Origin of the sequence: Pseudoalteromonas sp. SWYJZ19, from assembly GCF_015864375.1 — a bacterium.
Lineage (GTDB): Bacteria > Pseudomonadota > Gammaproteobacteria > Enterobacterales > Alteromonadaceae > Pseudoalteromonas > Pseudoalteromonas arctica.
In genome coordinates this window covers 114,036-137,628 of the sequence record NZ_JADYXI010000006.1, presented here as the reverse complement: position 1 = coordinate 137,628, position 23,593 = coordinate 114,036, and the positions used below count along the sequence as shown (strand labels likewise).

The window sequence follows — 23,593 nt, the reverse complement described above, 5'->3', positions numbered from 1 at the left end:
CTAAATGATAACTTTTATCATTTTCATAATCAACACAAGGGCGGGTTTAATACATCTAAATATTAGAACTAATATTACTTAAAACAGAGCGCTAGCCCTTTTATTGCAGTTAAAATAAAACCCCTACTGCACTAAATGCGGTAGGGGTTATTAAGTAGTTCTTAAATTAGTTTTAGCGTGTAATTTACCCAGCAATATTGCTAATTTGAATTACTGGAGACACGTTAGTAAAGTTAACTAAATCAGCGGCTATTGCCTCTTGATGAGGTGCAAAGGCTTGCTGAAAAGATTCTACCGATTCAAACACTAAATGCCCCATAGCAATATAAGTTGGCGCTTCGCCCGGTGCGCCACCTGCTAAACCTGCATCTGCACTACTTGATATAAGCGCTTTACCAACTAACTCTGCAACTAGGGGTAAATGTGTTTTACAGTAGTAGTCCATATCGAAAGTAGCACTTTCATTATTTGGGTATAATACGCTTACTTTAATCATTACATTCTCTCTTTTATTTACTAAAAAATTTAAAGCTGTGCTAATAAACAGCTTTACAAACTAGTGTTCAAAGCGTCTTTAAAATAGTATGAATCATACTTAAGTAAAAAGCGCATAAGTGAGCAGTCGCTCAATTATGTAGCATTCATGCTCATAGCGCCAGTAATTTGATTGCAGTGCTTATTTTAATTAAGGTGATACTTCGCTAATTTACTTAAGTGCGGGTCGTTTTTTAAAAGGTTTGGGCGGCAAAGACTCTACAAAGTTAACGCACGTATTTACCCAATATGCTAAATCAGAATCAGACTCAAAACCTTCAGGCAAAATATAAACCAAGCCCTTAACTGGTTTTACTGTAAGGTCGCTCTTCTAATCCTCTGTCAAACGCCATTTAGTGCCTATATTTTTAATAAGCACATTACACACTTAATAACGGTAATAGCACTTAAACCTAAGTGAATAAAATAATAAAAGGTGGTTGGGAAAGGTATACAAAGAGTAGGTATAAAATTATTTTGGACTTACAGTTTATATCAAACCGCACTAATCAAAGCTGATTGAGCTGACACTAGTGCGGTTCAAAAGTAAGTATAAAACTAACTAATTCAATTTTAATAAACCAAAATGCTTATGCAGACAGTTGCACTTGAGCATCTGCTGCAGATACTTTTTTCATGCTGCCTTGTTGTTCAAGACGAATATGCCAGCTAAACGCTTCTTCAAGTAAATGAGGGGTGTGGCCACCACGCTCACAAGCGCGATTGTAGTAATCTAACATATCGTCACGGTAATCTGGGTGCACGCAGTGCTTAATGACTTGTATTGCTCGCTCACGCGGCGCTAAACCGCGTAAATCAGCTAAGCCTTGCTCGGTTACTAAAATATCAACATCGTGTTCGTTATGATCAACATGACTGGCCATAGGCACTACGCTTGAAATAGCGCCATTTTTAGCAATCGATTTAGTCACAAATATTGCTAAATGAGCATTACGAGCAAAATCACCAGAGCCACCAATACCATTCATCATTCGTGTGCCACAAACATGTGTTGAATTTACGTTGCCATACATATCAAACTCAAGCGCGGTGTTTATTGCAATAATTCCCAAACGGCGCACTATTTCAGGATGGTTAGAAATTTCTTGAGGGCGTAACACTAGCTTGTCTTTGTATTGTTCTAAATTATTAAATACTTGCGCATTACAACGCTCCGATAAAACAATTGAGCTGCCCGATGCAAAACTAAGCTTACCTGCATCAATTAGGTCAAACGTCGAATCTTGTAGTACTTCAGAGTACATTGTTAGGTCTTTAAAGTCAGAATCGAGTAGTCCCATCATCACAGCATTTGCAATGTTACCAATGCCTGCTTGTAGCGGTCCTAAATTAGCTGGCAATTTATTTTGAGCCACTTCTTCTTTAAAAAAGTTAACTAAATGGCGCGCAATAGCGGCGGTGTCTTCATCAGGGTCGGTAACGGTAGAAAACGAGTCGCTTTGGTTAGTAAAAACAATACCAACAATTTTTGCAGGATCGATAGGAATTGCAGTGCTGCCAATTCTATCATCTACTTTAACTAACGGCATTGGTTGACGAGTAGGACGATACGAAGGAATATATATGTCATGCAAACCTTCAAGATTCGGGTTATGCAGCATATTAATTTCAACAATGACTTCTTTGGCAAAAATAGCAAAACTGGCTGAATTACCAACCGATGTAGTCGGCACAATATGCCCTTTTTCGGTAATGGCAACGGCTTCAATAACAGCCACATCAGGCATGGTTAATTGATGGTTACGTAAATGCTCAACTGTTTCAGATAAATGCTGATCAATAAACATTACTTCACCGTTATTAATCGCTTTACGTAAAGTGCTGTCTACTTGAAAAGGCATACGACGCGCTAAAATGCCCGCTTCTGTTAATAGCTTGTCGAGATCATTACCTAATGACGCACCCGTCATTAAATTTATTTTGATTGGATTTTTTTTGACTTGCTCAATTAATGCTCTGGGTACTGCTTTAGCTTCTCCGGCGCGAGTGAAACCACTCATCCCTACAGTCATTCCATCTTTAATAAATTGGCTTGCTTGTTCTGCCGGCATCACCTTGTCGTGCAGGTTACTATTGCGAATACGTTCCAAGTGCATACTGAGCTCCTCTCTAAATTTGACATTATTCTAATCCTAACTTCGTACTACACAATCTAGACTTAAGTCGTATTTACGAACCGAGGATGAGCAACATGTTTAAAAGGGAGGCTAATTTACTTTTAATTAATACTATCATGTAGTTATTAGTAATATTTTTAACAAAAATGACATAACAATCTATAAAGTAATTTATAAAGTAATCTATAAATAAATAGTATTATTTAATTAGAGGAATTCTTTTTGAGGAATTAAGTTTATTAGTTCAAACACCCAAATGAGGAATTTGGGTGGCAGTCTTACCAGCCACATCTCGGCACACACGTCACAAACTGTGGCTGCTCCCTTCCGGGCCTGACCAGGTTCGCCTGCTAGTGTTGCGAGAGGACCAATAAGACTACCATTGAGGGCCTTGGTTGGCGCGGGAGGGATTATCTCTACTTTTGCTCTGTTATTCAAGGGATAATCTAAAAAGAAAGTGCGATTGCATACTTCATATACAATCGCGGCGTATTTAGCTATTTTAGTGCGTATTAATTGTTCTCTAACTGCGCTTTTATATTACGTAATGCTGCTTTTACTTTTTTCATGTTTTCTGGACCCATACGTAAAAGCTGCTTTTGTGCATCTGGTAATTGCTCCCACTCCGAAAACGCATACTGGTAAGTTACTGAATCACGAAGTAACGGCAAGTCACCTTCAGGCTCTGGCGTATCAAGTAATAAATCGATTGCATCGGTTAGCGTTTGATTAAATTCGTCATCGCCGTAACCAATTTCACTGTATGCATTATTAATAAGTGGCTTGTACTCTTCGTACATGCGAACGGCTTGCGCTGCACTCATACTGGTAAATATTTTCACATACGGTGTATAACGCTCGTAGCTGTTAGGGTTAATAGTTAAGATATCACCTTCATTCACGCTAAATTTTTCTTCTGGCTGTACAACAGGCATGTGTTTTTTAGCTATTTTTCCTTTTGCTAAGTTATCTACATATACCACACCACGACGAATAACATCGTCGGTCACCATTAAGCTCATTACTGAGTCGCTTAGGTACTCGTCCATTTTAGCAACAACAACTGCATCACTTTCGTTAAGCGTTGGTAGTGGCTCTACTTCTGGCACAGGCTCACTTGGACTTTGTGCTGGTACTTCAAGCTCTGCTGGCTTTTCTGGATTTACAGACGGCGCATTTACCACGGGGTCGTTCTCGGGTTTAAGCTCCATCATAGGTTGTTCTTTAACTGTGGGCTCTACCTCAGTGCGTGTTGCTTGCTCGTCACTGGGTGTTAGCAATACGAAGGCGGCCGCACATGCTACGACTATTAAAATAATAACGGCGAAAAGAATATTGTTATTAGGTGGACGTTTTTGAACATCTGATGCTTCTGGTTTATCTGACATACGAACTCCATAAAAATTAAAATGCGATATCACTTAGAGTACGCTAAGTGGATTAAATTCATTCTTACACAAATACTATTACATTTTATAATACGGCAATTATAGCAAAGTAAGTTAAGTACTAAATTGGGTGATTAAACAATGTAATAAGTATTAGGGCAGTTATCCTTTGATTCTTCTAGCTTAAAGACTTACAGTTAATAAATAAAGTAAAGACGTAGAACAGTTTAACCACCAATATGAAAATCAAGCAAGTCGATCCAGAAAAACCAAAAATTGCCTTATTACTCACAGGTGGTGGCGCACGTGCTGCTTATCAAGTGGGTGTCCTTAAAGCGCTAGCTCATAGTATGCCTCGTACTGCTCCATTGCCATTTAGAGTAATAAATGGCACCTCTGCTGGGGCTATTAACTCAGCTGCGTTAGCATGTTACGCCTCCTGTGCGCATTTGGCTGTACGAAAGCTTGAATCAGTTTGGAAAAACTTTTCAACCTCTATGGTCTATAAAAGTGATTTTTTAAGCGTATTTGGTCATATTGCGCGTAATATTTTAACGAGCTTTCAGTCAGAACATATTAACCATCCACCAGCGAGCTTGCTAAACAACCGCCCTCTGCGTGGTTTATTAAACGAAATTTTAGATTTACACCGCATTGAGCGCAATTTACATCGTAATTATTTAGATGCGCTGTCTATTACGGCTTCTAGTTATACCACGGGCGACTCTGTTGCGTTTTTTCAATCAAATACACAAACATCATGGCAACGCGCTAAACGCGAAGGCCAAGCTACGCGTATTAACGTTGAGCATTTAATGGCATCGAGTGCCATCCCTATGGTGTTTCCAAGTGTAAATATTTATAACCATTACTTTGGGGATGGCTCTATACATCAACTTTCTCCGCTGAGTCCGTCGATTCATTTAGGCGCTGAAAAAATATTTATTATTGGGGTCGACCAACCCAAAGAATTACACCCACCGGGTTACTCGCCACATTATCCGGGTCTATCTGCTGTTGCAGGGCATTTACTCGATAGCGTATTTACCGACACAATGCAGTCTGATTTGGAGCGTTTGGAACGTGTTAATCGCACTTTAGGACTATTACCTGCACGCGATAAACACCAAGAGCTAAAACAAATTGATACCTTTGTTATTAACCCTTCGCAAAACTTTAATGCTATTGCTGCGCAGTATTACGACGATATGCCGTGGGCGATTAAAGTATTGCTGCGTACAATCGGTGTTAAAAAACATTCGCAATCGAGTTTAACCAGTTACCTATTGTTTGAAAAACGCTACACCCAGCATCTAATGCAAATTGGCTATGAAGATGGCATGGCGCAGTTACCTAAAATGCGTGAGTTTTTAGAGTTAGATTAAGCCCAAACAGGCACGTTATTCTATTCCGTCGAGCAGGTAGTGCTCTACCCGCTCTACTCGCCTTGGTTTACCTTGTAGTACTAAAACGTCGTTAGCTAACAAGGTTGTTTGCGCTGATGGCGTGTCTATTTCGGCTCCTTCTCTGCGCAGTGCTTTTACGAGTACTCGACGTTTTTCTAAATTTAGATCTTCAATTGTTTTATTAACCGCATAAGCTTTGCTTGGCAGCGCAACTACATGTAAGTATTCTAATCGTTCACTTGAGGCATCTTCGCTATCTTTAAAATACCCTGCGTAAAAGCTTTGCATTAACGGATAACGATTACGGCGCTCTTTACTTACTCTACGCACAATACGCGTCATCGGTACGCCCGACATAGACAACACATGCGACACGAGCATTAAGCTCGCCTCTAACGACTCTGGCACTACTTCGGTTACGCCTAGCCCTTTTAAATAATCTAACTGGCTATCGTCACGGGTACGAATGAGTATTTTAACGTTGGGCGCTATTTGTTTTATGGCATCAATAACAACTTGTGCGTGATCAAGCTCTGTAAAAGTAATAATAACCAAGCGAGCTCGCTCTACTCCTGCGCATTTTAAAATATCTTTTTGTTTAACATAGCCAAATATAACAGGCTCACCCGCCGCTTTGCCTTCTTGTACTAAAATTGGGTTACTTTCAATGGCAACGTAGTCTATTGCTTCGGGCTTTAAAAAACGCGCTATAGTTTGCCCAACTCGCGAAAAACCACAAATAACAACATGGTCGCTATAAAGTGTACTACTTTGTGGCTCTGCTTCTAATGCTAAACTTGGACGATCGAGTATGCCCAAACGCTTTAAAATAAATGGCGTTTTATCAATCAAAAATGGTGTAAATGCCATTGATAACACACCAAGGGCAATTAAAAATGAAACTTGCTCTGAGTTTAATAACTGATGCTGGCCAGCAAGTGCGATAAGTACAAAACCAAACTCCCCCATTTGCCACAGCATAATGCCACAGGCGAGCGAGTCTTGGTTTCGCTCATGCATTAGCCGCGCACTAAGTGCGACTACTGTAATTTTTAATACGAGTAACCCAAGCAATGCGCCAATAATTATTACTATATGCGCCAGTACAAATAAAATATCCAACTGCATACCCACAGTGACAAAAAACAGCCCCATTAAAATATCGCGAAATGGACGTATATCGGCCTCTAACTGATGCCTGTAATTGCTCTCACCTAACATCATTCCCGCTAAAAAAGCGCCCAATGCCATAGACAAGCCAAACATATACGTTAAAAAGCCCGCAAATAAGGCGACTAATATAGTGGTAAGCACAAACAACTCATCGGTTCGTACTTGCGCTATTTCTTTAAACACAATGGGCAATACCCATTTACCAATTGCCCAAAGAAGCACGCATACAAATGCGCCCTTACTTAGGGCAAACGCTAAAGCCCAGCCAATACTTTGAGAGTCGCTTGATGCAAATAAAGGAAGTATTATTAATAGAGGAACAACAGCAATATCTTGAAAAAGCAGTACACCAACGGCCAATTGCCCACGGCGCTGATTAAGCTCACCCGTTTCTTTTAATAGCTTAACCACTACAGCCGTAGAAGAAAGCGCCATAATTGCGCCAATGGTAAAACTGGTGAGTAAGGAAAAGTCTAAACAATATAAAATAATAATGAAGAGTAAACTGGTTATACCTACTTGCAGTGAGCCCAGTCCAAATACTAGGTTTCGCATTGCCATTAGCCGCGAAATAGAAAACTCTAATCCTAAACTAAATAACAAAAACACAATTCCCAGCTCTGCTACAAACTCTATTTCGTGTGATTGCGCTAGCCAGCCAATACCATGACTTCCGGCTAAAACACCAGTTGCCAGATACGCTAAAATAGGCGGCAAGCCAATGCGTTTAAAAAACCACACAAATAACACTGCCGCTACTAATAAGCCAAAAATTTGAGCATTAATACTTTGCAAATGCAGCCTCGCGTTTAAATTAAACTAGTAGCTTGTAAGTAAATATAACAACCATCTGTTTTTCATGCAATTTTAAAATATGGCACAAAAATCGCTTAGTTACTGCAAAGCAACACCCTCGGGGGAGATTTTAGTGGAAAACGTCCATATTTTGACGCAGCGTGTGTCTGGTCGCGGTGATTTTTTGCCGTTTTCGGCCGAACATACACAAATAAACGAGTCTGCGGCAACGCATGATCTTGTTACAGAGCTACAAACAAGCCTAGTTATAGAAGATGTTTTAGCTATATATGCAAAATTTGCAAAACAATTGCTAAATTTTTCTGGATTACAGTTCCAATCAACTTTAGGTACAGCTCAAACTTCAGATAGCAATACCGGTAATACTCCATATATCTTTGATCTATCTATTGAGAAAGATCATTTAGGCCAGCTAATTTATTTTAGTAAATTCCCGCTTGGCCAAGCAATTGAGAAAAAGCTACAGGCTTTACATACTGCGCTGGTTTATCCACTTCGCAATGCGATGATGTATAGCCGTGTGCTGAAACTTGCTACAAAAGATGCATTAACAGGTTTAAACAACCGTAGTCAATTTAATGACTTTTTGCTGCAAAAGCTTGAAAACTGTCGCCGTTACCAGCGCCCATTTAGTTTAATGCTGCTTGATTTAGATAACTTTAAACAAGTTAACGACAACTTTGGTCATAAAATTGGTGACGATACACTTAAAGAATTTTCAAAAGTACTGTGCAACAGCATACGCGGCACTGATTCGGTATTTAGATTTGGTGGTGATGAGTTTGCTCTACTCATTGAAGACCCTGAGTTTACAACTAACAAGGTCGTCGCTGAGCGCATAATGTGCTTAGTCAGAAAATCGCCATTAATGTCTAAATACAAAGTAACAACCAGCGTTGGTTTTACTTTAGCTAGCAGCCAAGATAGCGAAACCGAAATTTTTGCTCGAGCCGATAAAGGTTTGTACAAAGCAAAAGCATCTGGCAGAAACTGCGCAAAAGCTTATTAATATTTGCTTAAACTAATTAAATAAAAAAGCCTAGTTTCCCCCGCTAGGCATTTTTATTAATTGCGCTCAGTAAAAATCAATTTATAAATAAACAAAGCAGCACAAAAGCCAAAAAAGAATCCACTAATTAAATTAAGTAATGCGGTAATAGTAGCAAGTGGTGTAAATAATACTAAAAGTAGTGGGAGGCTCACGCCTAAAATAAAAAACAATCCACCCTTACCTAACCAGTAAGCCAATAAAAGTGCTGCAGATACAACCCCACCCACTACTGCATAGCCTAACGTTACAATATTTAACTCAAGTAAAACATTAGCGATAACAGCAATAACTGCGGTTATTAGCATACCCATAGGCGCTTTAGTCACTAACGACAAACCAACATGCGGCTGCTTACTCATTTATTTACACTCCCAAAAAATACCATTTTCATCAACATGCTTAGCACTTATAAAACAGCCAACCACTTGCACTAATTCATCATTATAAAAAATAAGCGGCACACTGGCGCGCAGCCAAGGCGCTATTTTTGCATCTTTAAACCAATGTTTTACGGTATTGCTACCCGGCTTTTTAAGTGGTTTTATACGTGCGCTATTACAATTAAAGCGCACTGTTACTTGCTCATTAGCGTGTGGAGGTCTTACTCCGCAACCGGTGCTTTTAATTAATAAGCGCCCGTCTGCCAGTTTTAGCTGTGAATGATTCAGCTCAATATCTGTTAACACTTCACTTGGTGTTACAAAATACAAATAACCTTGATGACGACGTATTTGCCCATCGAGCAAATCAATACGCATTTGTGCATCGTTTTTTGCGCACATTGCTTGATTAATAATTTGCTCGAGCTGCTTTTGCGATGGCATCACTTGTGTAAATAGTGCAAGCCACGCACGTACTATATTTGCAATGCGCGCTGCGCTGTATTCGCTTATCTGGCCAATGCAAAGTGCTTGATGCTCGTTAATACACTTATTTAAATCAAGCTGAGTATATTCATCAAGTAATGTTTGCTGTTGCTGTAGCAACTCAATGCTTCGTGCAGTACATTGTTCAAACCCATTAAAGCGCTCAGCTAAAACAGGCACTATTTTTGAGCGTAAAAAGTTACGATCAAAACTTTCATCTGTATTAGAGTCATCGGTTATGTGCTTAATGTTAAACTGCGCTGCAAAGGCTTCTATATCGCTGCGCGCTACGTTTAACAATGGCCTAAAACATACGCGACCACTTTGTAGCAAACGCGCTTGGTGCATTGCGCCAAGCCCTTTTAAACCCGAACCTCGCTTTAAGCGCAGCAAAAATGTTTCTACTTGGTCGTTTAAATGCTGGCCCAGTAATATAATACTGCCTTTTGGGCTTAGCTCATCAAGTGCTTTGTAACGGGCATCGCGTGCTTGGGCTTCAAGGCTTGTACGCGATTGTTGTTCAATAACTACTTTCGCGGTTTTAAAAGGCACATTAAGATCAACACATACGTTTTTGCAAAAGCGTTGCCAGTCATCAGCATACTGGCTCAAGCCATGGTGAACATAAATAGCCGATACATTAATTGCAGAATTATCTTCTTTTAAAGTGCGCATTAAATGCAGTAACACCACAGAATCAACGCCACCAGAAAGCGCCACTGTAAAAGCGGTGTTACCTTGCTCAATATAGCTATTTAATGATTTTTTTAATTGCTGATAAATTGCTGATGTATGCATATGGGCGCACTTTTATATAAAAACTCTGAACATTTTAAAGCAAAAAAGCCGCATAAGCGGCTTTTTTTTAACATTTAATGTGTTTAGCAATAACCAAACGACATTAAACGTTTGTAACGTTGATCAAGCATTTCTTCAAGCGTAAGCGCTTGTAGGTCTGCTAAGTCACGTTTAAGGCGTTCTTTTAAGTTACGTGCCATAGCATCGTAATTGCGGTGCGCGCCACCTAGAGGTTCATCAATTAAGTTACTGATTAAATCTAGTTCTTTAACACGCTCTGCGGTTACACCCATTGCTTCTGCTGCAAGTGGTGCTTTATCGGCGCTTTTCCAAAGAATAGACGCACAACCTTCAGGCGAAATTACAGAGTAAGTACTGTATTGCAACATGTTAACTCTGTCGCCAACACCAATCGCTAATGCACCACCTGAACCGCCTTCGCCAATAACTGTACATATTGTCGGCACTTTAAGTGTCGCCATTACTTTTAAGTTACGCGCGATTGCTTCAGATTGGCCACGTTCTTCAGCGCCAACACCTGGGTATGCACCCGGCGTGTCGATAAAGGTCATGATTGGCATTTTAAAACGCTCAGCCATTTCCATTAAGCGTAATGCTTTACGGTAACCTTCTGGCTTTGGCATACCAAAGTTGCGTTTGATTTTTTCAGCAGTGTCACGGCCTTTTTGCTGGCCAATAACCATTACTGGTTCGCCATCTAAACGTGCAACGCCACCTAAAATAGCCGGATCGTTGGCAAATGTACGATCGCCAGAAAACTCGTCAAATTCCGTGAAAATGCGCTCGATATAATCTCGAGTGTAAGGACGCAACGGATGACGTGCTAACTGTGATACTTGCCAGGCGCCTAAATTAGAAAAAATCTCCTGTTTTTGCTTGGCGCTTTTTTCTTTTAATTTGCTGACTTCCTCTTCTAACTCAAGGTCTAATTCGCCAGCGCGGCTTATATTTTGTAATTCTTCAATTTTTGCTTCTAATTCTGCAATTGGAAGCTCAAAATCAAGATAATTGAGGCTCATGCTCTAAACTACCTAATTAGTTAAATTCTAGTTCTACGTCTTGCGCCGCCATGAGTGATAACTTATGAATTAAGTCGTCGCTCGGCGTAACACACCATTCGATCCCAAGAGTTAATTGCGCCAACGCATCTGGACGTTGGTAATAAACCTTGATCGGACACGTTCCCATTTTATAGGGTTCGAGTACTTTTTGTAATTTATCGAAGAAACCTGCCTCGACTTGCACCATGTTCAGCGTCATTTTAATCGCTTTAATGCGTTTTTCACGCGCTTGAGCAATGGTGTTTATTTCTCTGGCGGTCATTGTAATACCACCGGAGAAGTTATCAAAGCTGACCTGTCCAGATATTACCAAGATATTGTTAACTTGGAGCATATCTTGGTACTTTTCAAACTCGTCTGAATACAAGCGTACATCAATCCGTGCACTCTTGTCATCTAAAGTTACTAAGGCCCAACGATTTCCTTTTTTATTAATTAATACCCTAGAGGCAATCACTAAACCAGCAGCGGTTGCAAATACATCACGGTTAGTTGGCTGTAAATCAACTATTTTTCCGCTGGTATAATGCTTAAGTTCACGGCGGTACTGATTTATCGGATGCCCAGTTAAATAAAGGCCTAGCGTTTCTTTTTCGCCTTCTAACCACTCGTTATCTGTGAGTCCTGTGGCTTTAATAAAGGCTTGTTCAACCTCATCAGGCTCGGTGGCTAATAAACCAAACAAATCACTTTGCCCTAACAGCTCCGCTTTATTGTGTTGGTCAGCCGCACGCATTGCATCCTTTAAGCTAGCTAATAATGTAGCACGCCCTGGTTGTGTTTTTTCTGGCCCTAACTTATCAAGTGCACCTGAATAAATTAATTTTTCGGTTACGCGTTTATTTAAGCGCTTTAAGTCAACTCGGGCACAAAAATCGAATAAATCTTTAAACGGACCCCCTTTTGCACGCGCTTCTAGTATTGCATCAACCGGTGCTTCACCCACGCCTTTAATTGCGCCAATGCCGTAAACAATTTCGCCTTGCAGGTTTACTGTAAACTTAAACTCGCCTGCGTTTACGTCTGGTGGCAATAAGGTGAGCTTCATGTTTTCACATTCATCCACCAAAATAACTATTTTGTCGGTGTTATCCATATCGGCCGACATTACTGCAGCCATAAACTCTGCAGGATGATGCGTTTTCATCCACAGCGTCTGATACGATACTAATGCATATGCCGCTGAGTGAGATTTATTAAAACCATAACCTGCGAACTTTTCTACCAGATCGAAGATTTTTATTGCTAGTTCGCCGTCAATACCGTTATTTCTAGCGCCATCTTCAAATGTTGAACGCTGCTTTGCCATTTCTTCGGGCTTTTTCTTACCCATTGCACGGCGAAGCATGTCGGCGCCGCCTAGCGTGTAACCTGCTAGCACTTGCGCAATTTGCATTACTTGTTCTTGATACAAGATAATGCCGTAAGTTGGCTCGAGTATTGGTTTTAAGCTTTCGTGCTGATATTGCGCATCTGGGTATGAGATTTCTTCGCGGCCCAGTTTTCGGTCGATAAAGTTATCTACCATGCCTGATTGCAGCGGACCTGGGCGGAACAAGGCCACCAATGCAATCATATCTTCAAAGCTATCGGGCTTTAACCGGCGTACTAAGTCTTTCATACCGCGCGACTCTAGCTGAAATACAGCGGTCGTTTCGGCGCGAAGTAGCAACTCAATACTTTTTTTATCATCAAGTGGAATGGTGTTTATATCAACGAGGTCTTTACCTTGGCGCTTCATGCGCACGTTGGTCATATCGACAGCCCACTGCAATATAGTCAGTGTACGCAAACCCAAGAAATCGAACTTAACTAAGCCTGCGGTTTCTACGTCATTTTTATCAAACTGTGTTACCGGAAACTTACCTTCGTCATCACAATAAAGCGCAGAAAAGTCGGTAATTGTCGTTGGCGATATTACTACGCCACCCGCATGTTTACCGGCGTTACGTGTACACCCTTCGAGGATACGACACATATCGATTAAATCTTTTACTTCATTGTCGCCATCGTAGGCTTCTTGCAAGCGTGGTTCTATATCAAACGCTTTGGCAAGTGTCATCCCAGGATCGCCTGGAATCATTTTTGAAATACGATCGACAAACCCGTAAGGATGCCCAAGCACTCGCCCTACATCGCGTATTACCGCTTTTGCAGCCATAGTACCAAAGGTAATAATTTGCGATACGGCGTTTCGACCATACAAAGCCGATACGTGATCAATCACTTCGTCACGTCTATCCATACAAAAATCGACGTCGAAATCGGGCATTGATACACGTTCAGGATTCAAAAATCGCTCGAAAAGTAAATCGAATTCTAGCGGATCCAAGTCTGTAATTTTAAGTGCGTAAGCAACCAATGAACCAGCACCTGAACCACGACCAGGTCCAACAGGAATATTGTTATCTTTACTCCACTGAATAAACTCCATTACGATTAAGAAGTAACCCGGGAATCCCATTTGGTTAATTACGCCAAGCTCTATATCAAGTCGCTCATCGTATTCAACACGTTTTACTTTTCGCTCTTCTTCATCGGGGAATAAAAACTGTAGTCGCTCTTCAAGACCGTCTTCTGACACTTTAACTAAAAACTCATCAATCTTAAGTGAGCCAGTTGGGTAATCAGGTAAAAAGTAAGTCCCTAGCTGAACAGTTACATTACAACGTTTAGCTATCTCTACTGTGTTTTGTAGCGCTTCTGGTATATCGCTAAACAACTCAGCCATCTGCTCTGATGTTTTTAGATATTGTTCTTCAGAGAACCGTTTAGGCCTGCGTTTATCGTCAAGCGTGTAGCCGTCAAAAATGGCAACACGAATTTCGTGCGCTTCAAAGTTTTCAGGCTTTAAAAACACTACTTCGTTGGTCGCTACAACAGGTAACTGCTCTTTTGTAGCAAGCTCTACCGCCATGTGTAAGTAGTCTTCTTCAAGCGGTCGGTTAGTGCGAACAAGCTCAAGGTAATAGTTATCGCTGAAATGCTGCTTATAAAAGCTAACTACCGACTCAATAACACTTGGATTATTTTTTAGTAACGCCTTACCTAAGTCACCATCTTTAGCGCCAGAGAGAATAATTAAGCCCGTTTTATGCTCCACCAGCCATTCTCGGTCAATCACTGGGCGATGAAACACATGCCCACGTTGATACGCTTTAGATATTAATAAGGTAATGTTTTTATAGCCGTCGTTGTCTTTGGCTAATATAGTTAAGCGGCTTGGCTCGTCAGGAAATTCTGGGCTACGAACCCAAAAGTCAGCACCCACAATAGGCTTAATACCGGCGTTATGTGTTGCGCCGTAAAAACGCACTAAGCCACAAAAGTTCATTTGATCGGTAATCGCAATAGCGGGCATTTGCAGCTCTTGCGCTTTAGCAACTATTGGCTTTGTTTTAGCAAGGCCGTCAACCATCGAAAAATCTGAATGAACTCTTAAATGAACAAAATCAGGAGCAGCCATGCTTAACCCTCACCATTGGCTTGCGCCAATACACGCTGCACAGGTTTAAAGCTTTTACGATGCTCATCAATCGCGCCGTACTGCTCAAGCGCTGCAAAATGTGCTTTTGTTGGATACCCTTTGTGCCCTGCAAAGCCATATTCAGGGTGGCGTTTATCAAGCTCAATCATTTCGTCATCGCGGGCTACTTTAGCTAAAATAGACGCCGCTGAAATTTCGGCCACTAAGCTATCGCCTTTAACAATAGCTTGCGCTGGCATAGTGAGTTTTGGCAAACGATTACCATCTATAAATACAAATTCAGGTTGCGTACTTAATGCCTCTACTGCACGGGTCATAGCGAGCATAGTCGCGTGCAGAATATTTAACTCATCAATTTCTGTTGGATTGCAGCGCCCATAGGCATAACACAATGCTTTTTCTTTTATTTCAATCGCAAGCGCTTGGCGTTTTTTATCTGTTAATTTTTTAGAATCCGCTAAGCCAGCAATTGGTTTAGTGGGGTCTAAAATGACGGCGGCAGTAACTACATCACCAACAAGCGGGCCGCGCCCTACTTCATCTACACCGGCAATTAAGGATACATTAGGTCTATCAATTTGCATTTATTAACTCCGCCACAGCGTTGGCTGCTTGTTCGCTGGCATTTAATCTAATTTTTTCGTGAATAGCTAAAAAGCGTGCTTTTAGCTCTTTGTTATCAGTGTTGAGCATAGGAGTAAGCGCATTTGTTAAATTAGCCACATTACACTCACTTTGTAAAAACTCAGGCACTAACTCTTCGTCTGCTAATAAGTTAGGCAACGAAAAATACTTAATATTAAACGTAAATAAAGTTTTAAATATCCAATAGCTCAAAGGCTTTATTTTATAGCCCACTACCATTGGCTTTTTATAAAGCATACCTTCAAGTGTTGCAGTGCCCGACGCTAATAAAATAGCATCGGCGGCTTGCATCGCTAATTTTGATTGTCCATCAAGCAGGTTAACATTAAGGTTTGGCGCGGTAGCGTTTAATATATCAGTAAACTGCGCTTTGCGTTTTTCGTTAACCAGTGGCACCACAACTTTAAGATTGGGGTTTTTAGCTTGCAGCTCTGCAGCTGTTTTAATGTAAGTTTCGCTTAGTAAACCAACTTCTGAGCCTCGGCTACCAGGAAGTAACGCCAGTACTTTGTCATCAAGGCTTAAGCCGAGTTCTGCACGTGCTTTAGTATCGTCGTGCTCAAGCGCTATATCGTCAGCCAAGGTATGTCCTACAAATGTACATGGCACTTGGTGTTTATCGTAAAACTCTTTTTCAAATGGCAGTAACGCAAGCACTAAGTTAGTGGCTGCACTTATTGTATGTATACGCTTTTCGCGCCACGCCCAAACAGATGGACTTACATACTGTACTGTTTTAATGCCCGCATCTTTAAGTGGCTTTTCAACGCGTAAGTTAAAATCGGGTGCATCTATACCAATAAATACATCAGGTGGGTTATCTACAAAATGCTGCACGAGTTGTTTACGTATTTTAAGCAACCGCGGTAAACGCCCAAGTACCTCAACAAGCCCCATTACTGAAAGCTCATCCATGTCGTAAAGTGTTTTACAGCCTTGCGCTTGCATTTTAGGCCCTGCTATCCCTTCAAAAATAGCATCCGGGAAGTGCTTTTTAAGGGCTTTAATTAAGCCTTCGCCTAAAATATCGCCCGACAGCTCACCTGCCACAATACCAATTCGTAGTTGTTTTTTATCTTTATTCATTTGATTTTATTTCACAAGTAAACCAGGCGTTCATGCTTGTTAGTTTACCGTGTTTTACTGTTTGGTTAAATGCTTTAAATAACTGGTTTTTTATCACTAAATTTAATTTATTGTATTGTTTGTTTTTAATACTGATGTAGCATATAAAATATATATTAAGTTTTACTAATATACATATTGACAAAAATTGCACAAACGTAAATAATATTACAAACTTTCAGTAATTACTGAAAGTTCATTAAAACTTAACTTTGCCAATTAAATGTTGCCCTGTTAATCCGTCACTCTCAAGGAGCCAATAATGATAGATGAAACCTTTGTGGATCTATCGCGATTACAGTTTGCTGTTACCGCTCTCTTTCATTTCTTATTCGTACCGTTAACGATAGGTATGACCTGGATTTTAGTTATTATGGAATCGGTTTATGTAATGACCGGTCGCGAAATTTATCGTGATATGACTAAGTTTTGGGGAAAATTGTTTGGTATTAACTTTGCAATTGGTGTGGCCACAGGCCTTACCATGGAGTTTGAGTTTGGTACTAACTGGTCTTATTATTCCCATTACGTAGGTGATGTTTTTGGGGCTCCCCTGGCAATTGAAGGTTTAATGGCATTCTTTTTAGAATCGACCTTTGTTGGTATGTTCTTTTTAGGTTGGGACAGACTCTCTAAACGCCAACATTTAGGTGCAACCTTTTTAATGGCGATCGGTACTAACATGTCGGCGCTTTGGATTTTAATAGCCAATGGCTGGATGCAAAACCCGGTAGGTGCTGAGTTTAATTATCAAACCATGCGCATGGAAATGACTAGCTTTGCAGAGCTTGTGTTTAACCCTGTAGCACAAGTTAAGTTTATTCATACGGTATCGGCAGGTTATGTAGCTGCATCAATGTTTGTATTGGGTATAAGTAGTTGGTACATATTAAAAGGCCGCGACCTTGCATTTGCTAAGCGTTCGTTTTCAGTCGCTTCTGGTTTTGGTTTAGCGTCAATTTTATGTGTAATTTTACTTGGTGACGAATCAGGCTACGAAGTAGGCGAAGTTCAAAAAGTAAAACTGGCAACAATTGAAGCCGAATGGCACACAGAAGAAGCTCCGGCTGCGTTTACCGCATTTGGTTTCCCTGATTCAGAAGAGCAAGTAACACATGCTGCGGTTAAAATACCTTACGCACTTGGATTAATTGCAACTCGCTCGCTCGATGAGCAAGTTACCGGTATTAACGACCTAGAAAAACAACACGAAGTACGAATCCGTAACGGTATGATAGCTTATAAATACCTTATGATGCTCAGAAATGGTGAAGACACGCCTGAAAATATAGCAACATTTAATACCCTGAAAGATGATTTAGGTTATGGCTTGCTGCTTAAGCGCTACACACCTGATGTTGTAGATGCTACCGAGGAGCAAATTCAAAAAGCTGTTAAAGACTCTTTCCCTAAAGTGGGCCCTATGTTCTGGTCATTTAGGATTATGGTTGCCTGTGGTGTGGCGATGCTTGGTGTATTTATATTAGCATTTTACTACAACGCACACCGTGTTATTGAGCAAAAGCGCTGGTTGTTATGGGCTGCTGTATTGAGCATTCCACTACCTTGGATAGCTATTGAATTTGGCTGGATAGTTGCTGAATATGGTCGCCAACCTTGGGCTATATCTGAAATACTACCGACCTTTTTAGCCACGTCGTCACTAACAATAAACGACATTCTAATTAGCTTAACTGGATTTATTGTTTTCTACACTGGTTTAGCCATTGTTGAAGGCTGGCTGATGATCCGTTTTGTTAAGCAAGGGCCAAGCTCGCTGCATACCGGTAAATACCATTTTGAGTTACCAAACAAAGCTGAGCAAACTGAAGGAGAGCAATCATGATTTTTGATTATGAAACATTAAAAATGCTTTGGTGGTTGATCATTGGTGTGCTGCTTATTGGCTTTGCTATTACCGATGGCATGGATATGGGCGTTGCTATGTTGCTTCGCCTCGTTGGTAAAACAGATTCAGAGCGCCGCACAGTAATAAACACAATTGGCCCGCATTGGGATGGTAACCAAGTATGGTTTATAACTGCAGGCGGCGCGTTATTTGCGGCGTGGCCTATGGTTTATGCAGCTGCATTTTCGGGCTTTTACTTTGCCATGATGCTAGTACTCTTTGCTTTGTTTTTTAGACCACTTGGGTTTGATTACCGCAGTAAAGTAGACTCAAAACGCTGGCGCAATAACTGGGATTGGGGCTTGCTTGCAGGCAGCGCAATTCCGGCATTAGTTTTTGGTGTTGCATTTGGTAACTTATTTTTAGGCGTACCGTTTAATATTGATAACCTAATGCGTGTTAGCTACCAAGGCTCATTTTTTGGCTTGCTTAACCCATTTGGATTACTTGCTGGTTTGATTAGTATTACCATGTTAGTTGCTCATGCTGGTATGTGGTTACAACTTCGTACAGCAAGTGCAGTAGCAGAGCGTTCGGGTCAATATGGTCGCTACTCTCTAATTGCATTTATTGTATTATTTGCAGCTGCTGGTTTTTGGGTTGCTAATTTAACGGGTTACCAAATTGTATCTATGCCCGATACGCAAAGCCACGCAGATCCTTTAGCTAAAGTAGTAACAACAGCGCAAGGTGCTTGGTTAAGTAATTACAGCGATCGCCCGTGGACAATGACCTTCCCTATATTAGCGTTTGCAATGGCATTAAGTGCTCTTATATTTTCTAAATTGAATAAGCCAGCACTTGGGCTTATTTCAACAAGCTTAATGTTAGTAGGCGTAATTATGACGGCAGGTGTTTCACTGTTCCCATTTATTATGCCATCAAGCAATAATCCTAATATTAGCTTAACAATTTGGGATGCGGTATCGAGCCATAGAACGCTAAATGTAATGTTTGTTGCAGTATCTATTTTTGTACCACTTATTTTAACCTACACCACCTGGTGTTACGTAAAAATGTGGCGCAGAGTGACAGTTGAAGAAATTGAAAATAACACTCACGGTAGCTATTAAGGAGACTAAACTATGTGGTATTTCGCTTGGATTTTAGGTGTACTTTTGGCCTGTACCTTAGGTGTGATAAATGTAATGTGGTACGAGTTTCATCAAAATAAAAACAGCATTGCTGATGATGAACAACCTATGCATGATTTATTAAACGAGGCTAACTCGACTAAAGATGACGACTAACCCTCGACCAGATCGCGCGCAGCAGCAGTCACTGCGCGCTTTTTTAAAGCGTCAAAGTAAACCCGCTGCAGTGTGGTTAAAGTTAAGCATTGCACTGGGTACTTTTAACGCATTACTGATGATTGCAGGTGCTTATTTACTGGCTCAAGCTATTCATAATGTAATGTTTGAAGGCAGCAGCTTAAGCGGCGTTACACACTTACTGTGGCCCTTAGCAGGTATTACTTTACTGCGTGCAATATTTTTAGCATTAAGCGAACGCTTGAGTGCATATGCTGCACTTAAAATAAAATCGGCAATGCGCCAAACACTTCTAAATAAGCTCAGCTTACTTGGGCCAAGCTATATAGAACAACACGGCCAAGGCGCTACATTAAATACCCTACATAATGGCGTAGAAGCACTCCACGACTATTATGCTAAATACCTACCTGGTGCTGCTTACAGCGCGCTTATTCCGCTGGCAATATTGGTTGTTATTTTTCCGACAGATTATAAAGCTGGGTTGATATTTTTATTAACCGCCCCGCTCATTCCTTTTTTCATGATTTTAGTAGGCTCAAAAGCCGAAGCTTTAAACCAAAAACGCTGGAAGCAACTTGCTGTACTGGGCAATTACTTTTTTGACCGCGTACAAGGTTTAACTCAACTCAAGCTATTTAATGCAACACGTACCGAGCTTAAACAAATAGCTAAAATTTCAGATGATTTTAGACACGCTACACTCGATGTTTTAAAAATCGCGTTTTTATCATCATTTGCACTTGAGTTTTTAGCCACCATTAGCGTGGCATTAGTCGCAGTCATTATTGGTTTTAGACTGTTTTTTGGCACTCTTGATTTTGCTACTGGCTTTGTGGTGCTACTTTTAGCGCCTGAATTTTATTTACCACTGCGCCAGCTAGGTAGCCATTACCATGCACGCTTACAAGGCATTAGTGCCGCTGCCGATATGGTTGCGATTTTAAATGCACCACTGCCAAGTGACGAAAATGCGTCAGTGACTACAAGCACGCCTGAAAACAATTTAACTTTAAATACAATTAACTCAATAAGTATTACCGACCTTAATTTTATATACCCAGATAGTAACGAAGGGATTAAAAATATAAATTTAACACTGCCAAATAAAGGCTTAATTGCAGTTGTGGGCAGTAGTGGCTCAGGTAAAAGTACGTTGTTTGATTGCTTATTAGGGTTTCACCCTGAGGTGATAAACCACCTATCTATTAATGATCAGAGTTTAAGCACAACCGATATTACTTACCTGCAAAATAACATTGCATGGATACCACAAAAAGCGACGCTGTTTTACGACACCATTGCTGCCAACATTAAATTGGCCAAACCAACTGCCACACAGCAAGAGCTTGAACATGCAGCAAAGCAAGCTGGTGTGCTTGAATTTATAAATACCCTACCCGATGGTTTTAACACACTGATAGGTGAGCAAGGCGAAGGGCTTTCTGGCGGACAAAAGCAACGCATCGCACTCGCACGTGCATTCATAAAACAAGCACCAGTTTTAGTGCTTGATGAGCCTACAGCGCACCTTGATAGCCAAACAGAGCAGCTTATTCAAGATGCTATTAATGAATATGCTAAAAATAACTTAGTGTTAGTCATTGCTCATCGATTAAATACCGTTAAACATGCCAGTAATATCATTGTTATGCACGATGGGAAAATAGCTGAGCAAGGTCACTTTGAAACACTTGCAGCGCAAAATGGTGCATTTTCAAATTTACTCAAAACAGCTGAGCAAGGAGTAATGCATGACTAACTTTATTCGCTTATTAAAGCTTTGCGCTCCTCATTACAAAGCAATGCTACTAGGCACATTTTTAGCGACGATTACGGTATTAGCTAATGTGGGTTTATTGGCTATATCTGGCTGGTTTTTAGCATCAATGGCCGCTGCAGGTATTGCCGGCGTGCAAATGAACTACTTTACTCCAGCAGGAACGATTCGATTTTTAGCAATTGTACGAACCGCGTCGCGCTATGGCGAGCGTTTGGTTACTCATAACGCCACGTTTTTATTACTAAGTGAAATACGCACGAATGTATTTGCAACGTTAAGTAAGCTTAACAATGTTGATTTAGCAATGAGCCGCAGCGCTGATTTAGTTAACCGATTACAAAACGATGTAGACGCACTCGACAAGTTTTATTTAAACGTTTTACTGCCTATGCTGGTTGCTCTTTTAAGTGTGCCAATCATCATGCTGTTTATGTCGGCCTATAATGGCAACGTCGCCCTTATTTGCTTTACAGGCATTGTACTTATTGGTGTTGTAATACCTGCTTTACTAAGTGCTAAGCTCACTAAAAACAGCCATAAAGAAACACAGCTTAGTGCGCAACTTCGCTCTGAACTTTCAGATACACTTACAGGGCTAAGAGAGTTGAGTATTTATCAAGCTCGTTCGCAGCAGCTTAATAAGTGCGATGAATTAAGCGAGCAATACAATCAGCAATTATTTATTCGCCACAAAGCCCTGGCAAACTCAGATGGGTTAAGCTTGTTGGTTGTTCAATTAGCCATGCTTGCTAGCATAGTAACCATAGTCCCGTTGGTTTACGCCAATACTATGGTAAATGTAGAACTTGCCATGTTAAGCCTGTTTGTACTGGCAAGCTTTGAGAGTGTATTACTACTTCCTAATGCGTTTATTGAGCTACCTAACGTATTAAAAGCAGCAGAGCGACTGTTTACACTTGAAGATAAAGCAGCTAGCTCACAAGATAAAAATACAATTATAGAGGCAGATGAAAGCTTTAGCGCGCAAAATAACACATTGGCACTTAACAATATTAGCTACCAATATGGTGAACAAACAGCACTAACTGATGTTAGCTTTGAGCTAATGCCTCAGCAAAAAGTAGCGATTGTTGGCAGAAGCGGCAGCGGCAAAACCACGCTTGTAAATTTACTGACTGGTTTATGGCCTTTACAACAAGGCAGCATAACGCTAAATAATCAAAATAGCGTTGTTGACTTACATTCGTTAAATAATGATATACGCGCAAGTGTGATAAATATACTCGCTCAGCAGCACCATATTTTTGATGGCACACTGAGTGAAAATTTACGTTATGCCGCGCCAAATGCAACTAAAGAGCAAATGATTGAAGCGCTCTCATTAGCGCAATTAAGCCCATGGTTTAATGAGCTAAAAGAAGGTTTAAAAACACGACTAGGCACTGGTGGACGTAACGTATCGCAAGGTCAGTCTAGACGTATAGCTATTGCACAAGCTTTGCTTAAAAGTCCGGCTATTTTGGTTCTTGATGAACCAACAGAAGGTCTTGATAATCAGTCTAAGCAAGGGGTAATGCAAGCAATAATGCATGTTATGAATAACGCGAGCGTGCTGACAATTACGCACGATCCCGCTCTACTTGCTCAAATGGATAATGTTGTATGGTTGGAAGACGGTCAAATAGTCGCACAAGGCTCTCATAAAGAGCTCAGTGTGGCTTATCCTGGTTATGTTTCGCTAACTACCCGGTTTTAAAACCTTTACTGATACATCAATAACGCCGACCTTAGGGTCGGCTATTTTTTTAAACATACTTTTTGATAAATCAATAATACGACCTCGCACATACGGGCCTCTATCGTTGATTCTTACCGTGACTGATTTGTTATTAGCGAGGTTGGTAACAACCACCGTAGTACCAAAATCGAATTCTAAATGGGCTGCCGTGGCGGCTTGTTGGCTAAAGCGCTCTCCGTTGGCGGTTGTTCTTCCGTGGTATTTATCAGCATAAAAAGATGCTTTCCCAACTTGAGTGATTTCTCCAGCAGATGATTTAACAATAGGCTGGCTACTACAAGCGGCTAAAACTGAAGTAATAAAAAGAGTAAAAATTAACTTAGGTAAACGCATAAAATGGCTTTTATTATAAAAATTAGGCG

18 protein-coding genes and 1 other RNA gene are annotated in these 23,593 nt (G+C 40.6%); 7 read left to right on the top strand and 12 right to left on the bottom strand.

Features of this window, described 5'->3' with window-relative positions; translation table 11 throughout:
* Window positions 1-184: 184 nt before the first annotated feature.
* The 4 genes from I6F45_RS08125 to I6F45_RS08110 all read right to left on the bottom strand — a co-directional run bounded on the left by I6F45_RS08125 (window position 185) and on the right by I6F45_RS08110 (window position 4,060).
* Window positions 185-496 carry an EthD family reductase gene (locus tag I6F45_RS08125; protein WP_007584064.1) on the bottom strand — a complete coding sequence of 104 codons (312 nt, stop codon included), beginning with the start codon at window positions 494-496 and terminating at the stop codon, window positions 185-187.
* A 628-nt stretch (window positions 497-1,124) separates the two neighbouring features.
* Window positions 1,125-2,651 carry an acetyl-CoA hydrolase/transferase family protein gene (locus tag I6F45_RS08120; RefSeq protein WP_165728563.1) on the bottom strand — a complete coding sequence of 509 codons (1,527 nt, stop codon included), beginning with the start codon at window positions 2,649-2,651 and terminating at the stop codon, window positions 1,125-1,127.
* A gap of 297 nt (window positions 2,652-2,948) precedes the next feature.
* An RNA gene (gene ffs, locus I6F45_RS08115) (signal recognition particle sRNA small type) lies at window positions 2,949-3,045 on the bottom strand.
* Window positions 3,046-3,184: 139 nt separating this feature from the next.
* The gene (locus tag I6F45_RS08110) at window positions 3,185-4,060 is read right to left on the bottom strand and encodes a DUF3014 domain-containing protein (RefSeq protein WP_197160208.1); all 876 of its coding nucleotides are present in this window, start codon (window positions 4,058-4,060) and stop codon (window positions 3,185-3,187) included.
* 239 nt (window positions 4,061-4,299) lie between these two features.
* Between I6F45_RS08110 and I6F45_RS08105 the strand changes: the two genes are divergently transcribed.
* Complete coding sequence (locus I6F45_RS08105; RefSeq protein WP_197119493.1) at window positions 4,300-5,445, top strand: patatin-like phospholipase family protein; 1,146 nt, start codon at window positions 4,300-4,302, stop codon at window positions 5,443-5,445.
* Window positions 5,446-5,460: 15 nt separating this feature from the next.
* Here the strand turns inward: I6F45_RS08105 and I6F45_RS08100 are convergent, their stop codons facing one another.
* A complete protein-coding gene (locus I6F45_RS08100) occupies window positions 5,461-7,434 on the bottom strand; it encodes a monovalent cation:proton antiporter-2 (CPA2) family protein (RefSeq protein ID WP_197160207.1) in 1,974 nt (657 codons plus the stop codon).
* 133 nt (window positions 7,435-7,567) lie between these two features.
* Here I6F45_RS08100 and I6F45_RS08095 point away from each other — a divergent pair, with 133 nt between their 5' ends.
* Window positions 7,568-8,464, top strand: coding sequence for a GGDEF domain-containing protein (locus I6F45_RS08095; RefSeq protein WP_197160199.1), 897 nt, complete (start codon window positions 7,568-7,570; stop codon window positions 8,462-8,464).
* A gap of 56 nt (window positions 8,465-8,520) precedes the next feature.
* Here the strand turns inward: I6F45_RS08095 and I6F45_RS08090 are convergent, their stop codons facing one another.
* From I6F45_RS08090 to lpxB, 6 genes are all read right to left on the bottom strand, one after another.
* Window positions 8,521-8,865: a hypothetical protein gene (locus I6F45_RS08090; protein WP_197160197.1), complete on the bottom strand. Its 345-nt coding sequence runs from the start codon at window positions 8,863-8,865 to the stop codon at window positions 8,521-8,523.
* Window positions 8,866-10,170, bottom strand: coding sequence for a tRNA lysidine(34) synthetase TilS (gene tilS / locus I6F45_RS08085; RefSeq protein ID WP_197160194.1), 1,305 nt, complete (start codon window positions 10,168-10,170; stop codon window positions 8,866-8,868).
* A gap of 83 nt (window positions 10,171-10,253) precedes the next feature.
* Window positions 10,254-11,210, bottom strand: coding sequence for an acetyl-CoA carboxylase carboxyl transferase subunit alpha (accA, locus tag I6F45_RS08080; RefSeq protein WP_197160185.1), 957 nt, complete (start codon window positions 11,208-11,210; stop codon window positions 10,254-10,256).
* 16 nt (window positions 11,211-11,226) lie between these two features.
* Complete coding sequence (dnaE, locus tag I6F45_RS08075; RefSeq protein ID WP_197160183.1) at window positions 11,227-14,718, bottom strand: DNA polymerase III subunit alpha; 3,492 nt, start codon at window positions 14,716-14,718, stop codon at window positions 11,227-11,229.
* Window positions 14,719-14,720: 2 nt separating this feature from the next.
* A complete protein-coding gene (gene rnhB / locus I6F45_RS08070) occupies window positions 14,721-15,323 on the bottom strand; it encodes a ribonuclease HII (protein WP_010553737.1) in 603 nt (200 codons plus the stop codon).
* Window positions 15,313-16,470: a lipid-A-disaccharide synthase gene (gene lpxB, locus I6F45_RS08065; protein ID WP_024608696.1), complete on the bottom strand. Its 1,158-nt coding sequence runs from the start codon at window positions 16,468-16,470 to the stop codon at window positions 15,313-15,315. Before lpxB ends, rnhB begins: the two co-directional genes overlap by 11 nt.
* 301 nt (window positions 16,471-16,771) lie before the next feature.
* On the opposite strand from lpxB, the gene I6F45_RS08060 reads away from it, so the two are divergent.
* Genes I6F45_RS08060 through cydC form a run of 5 tightly spaced genes read left to right on the top strand, consistent with a single transcriptional unit; the run spans window position 16,772 to window position 23,189 of the window.
* Window positions 16,772-18,355 carry a cytochrome ubiquinol oxidase subunit I gene (locus I6F45_RS08060; RefSeq protein WP_197160181.1) on the top strand — a complete coding sequence of 528 codons (1,584 nt, stop codon included), beginning with the start codon at window positions 16,772-16,774 and terminating at the stop codon, window positions 18,353-18,355.
* Window positions 18,352-19,491 carry a cytochrome d ubiquinol oxidase subunit II gene (gene cydB / locus I6F45_RS08055; protein ID WP_165739355.1) on the top strand — a complete coding sequence of 380 codons (1,140 nt, stop codon included), beginning with the start codon at window positions 18,352-18,354 and terminating at the stop codon, window positions 19,489-19,491. Before I6F45_RS08060 ends, cydB begins: the two co-directional genes overlap by 4 nt.
* Window positions 19,492-19,503: 12 nt before the next feature.
* Window positions 19,504-19,668 (top strand): cytochrome bd-I oxidase subunit CydX, encoded by a 165-nt coding sequence (gene cydX, locus I6F45_RS08050; RefSeq protein ID WP_008133888.1) that lies wholly within the window; start codon window positions 19,504-19,506, stop codon window positions 19,666-19,668.
* The gene (cydD, locus tag I6F45_RS08045) at window positions 19,658-21,451 is read left to right on the top strand and encodes a thiol reductant ABC exporter subunit CydD (protein WP_197160179.1); all 1,794 of its coding nucleotides are present in this window, start codon (window positions 19,658-19,660) and stop codon (window positions 21,449-21,451) included. The genes cydX and cydD overlap by 11 nt, the downstream gene beginning before the upstream one ends.
* A complete protein-coding gene (gene cydC, locus I6F45_RS08040) occupies window positions 21,444-23,189 on the top strand; it encodes a thiol reductant ABC exporter subunit CydC (protein ID WP_197160176.1) in 1,746 nt (581 codons plus the stop codon). The genes cydD and cydC overlap by 8 nt, the downstream gene beginning before the upstream one ends.
* On the opposite strand, the gene I6F45_RS08035 is transcribed toward cydC, so the two are convergent.
* Window positions 23,172-23,564 (bottom strand): septal ring lytic transglycosylase RlpA family protein, encoded by a 393-nt coding sequence (locus I6F45_RS08035; RefSeq protein WP_197160168.1) that lies wholly within the window; start codon window positions 23,562-23,564, stop codon window positions 23,172-23,174. The two genes, cydC and I6F45_RS08035, sit on opposite strands and share 18 nt — an antisense overlap.
* Window positions 23,565-23,593 lie beyond the last annotated feature (29 nt).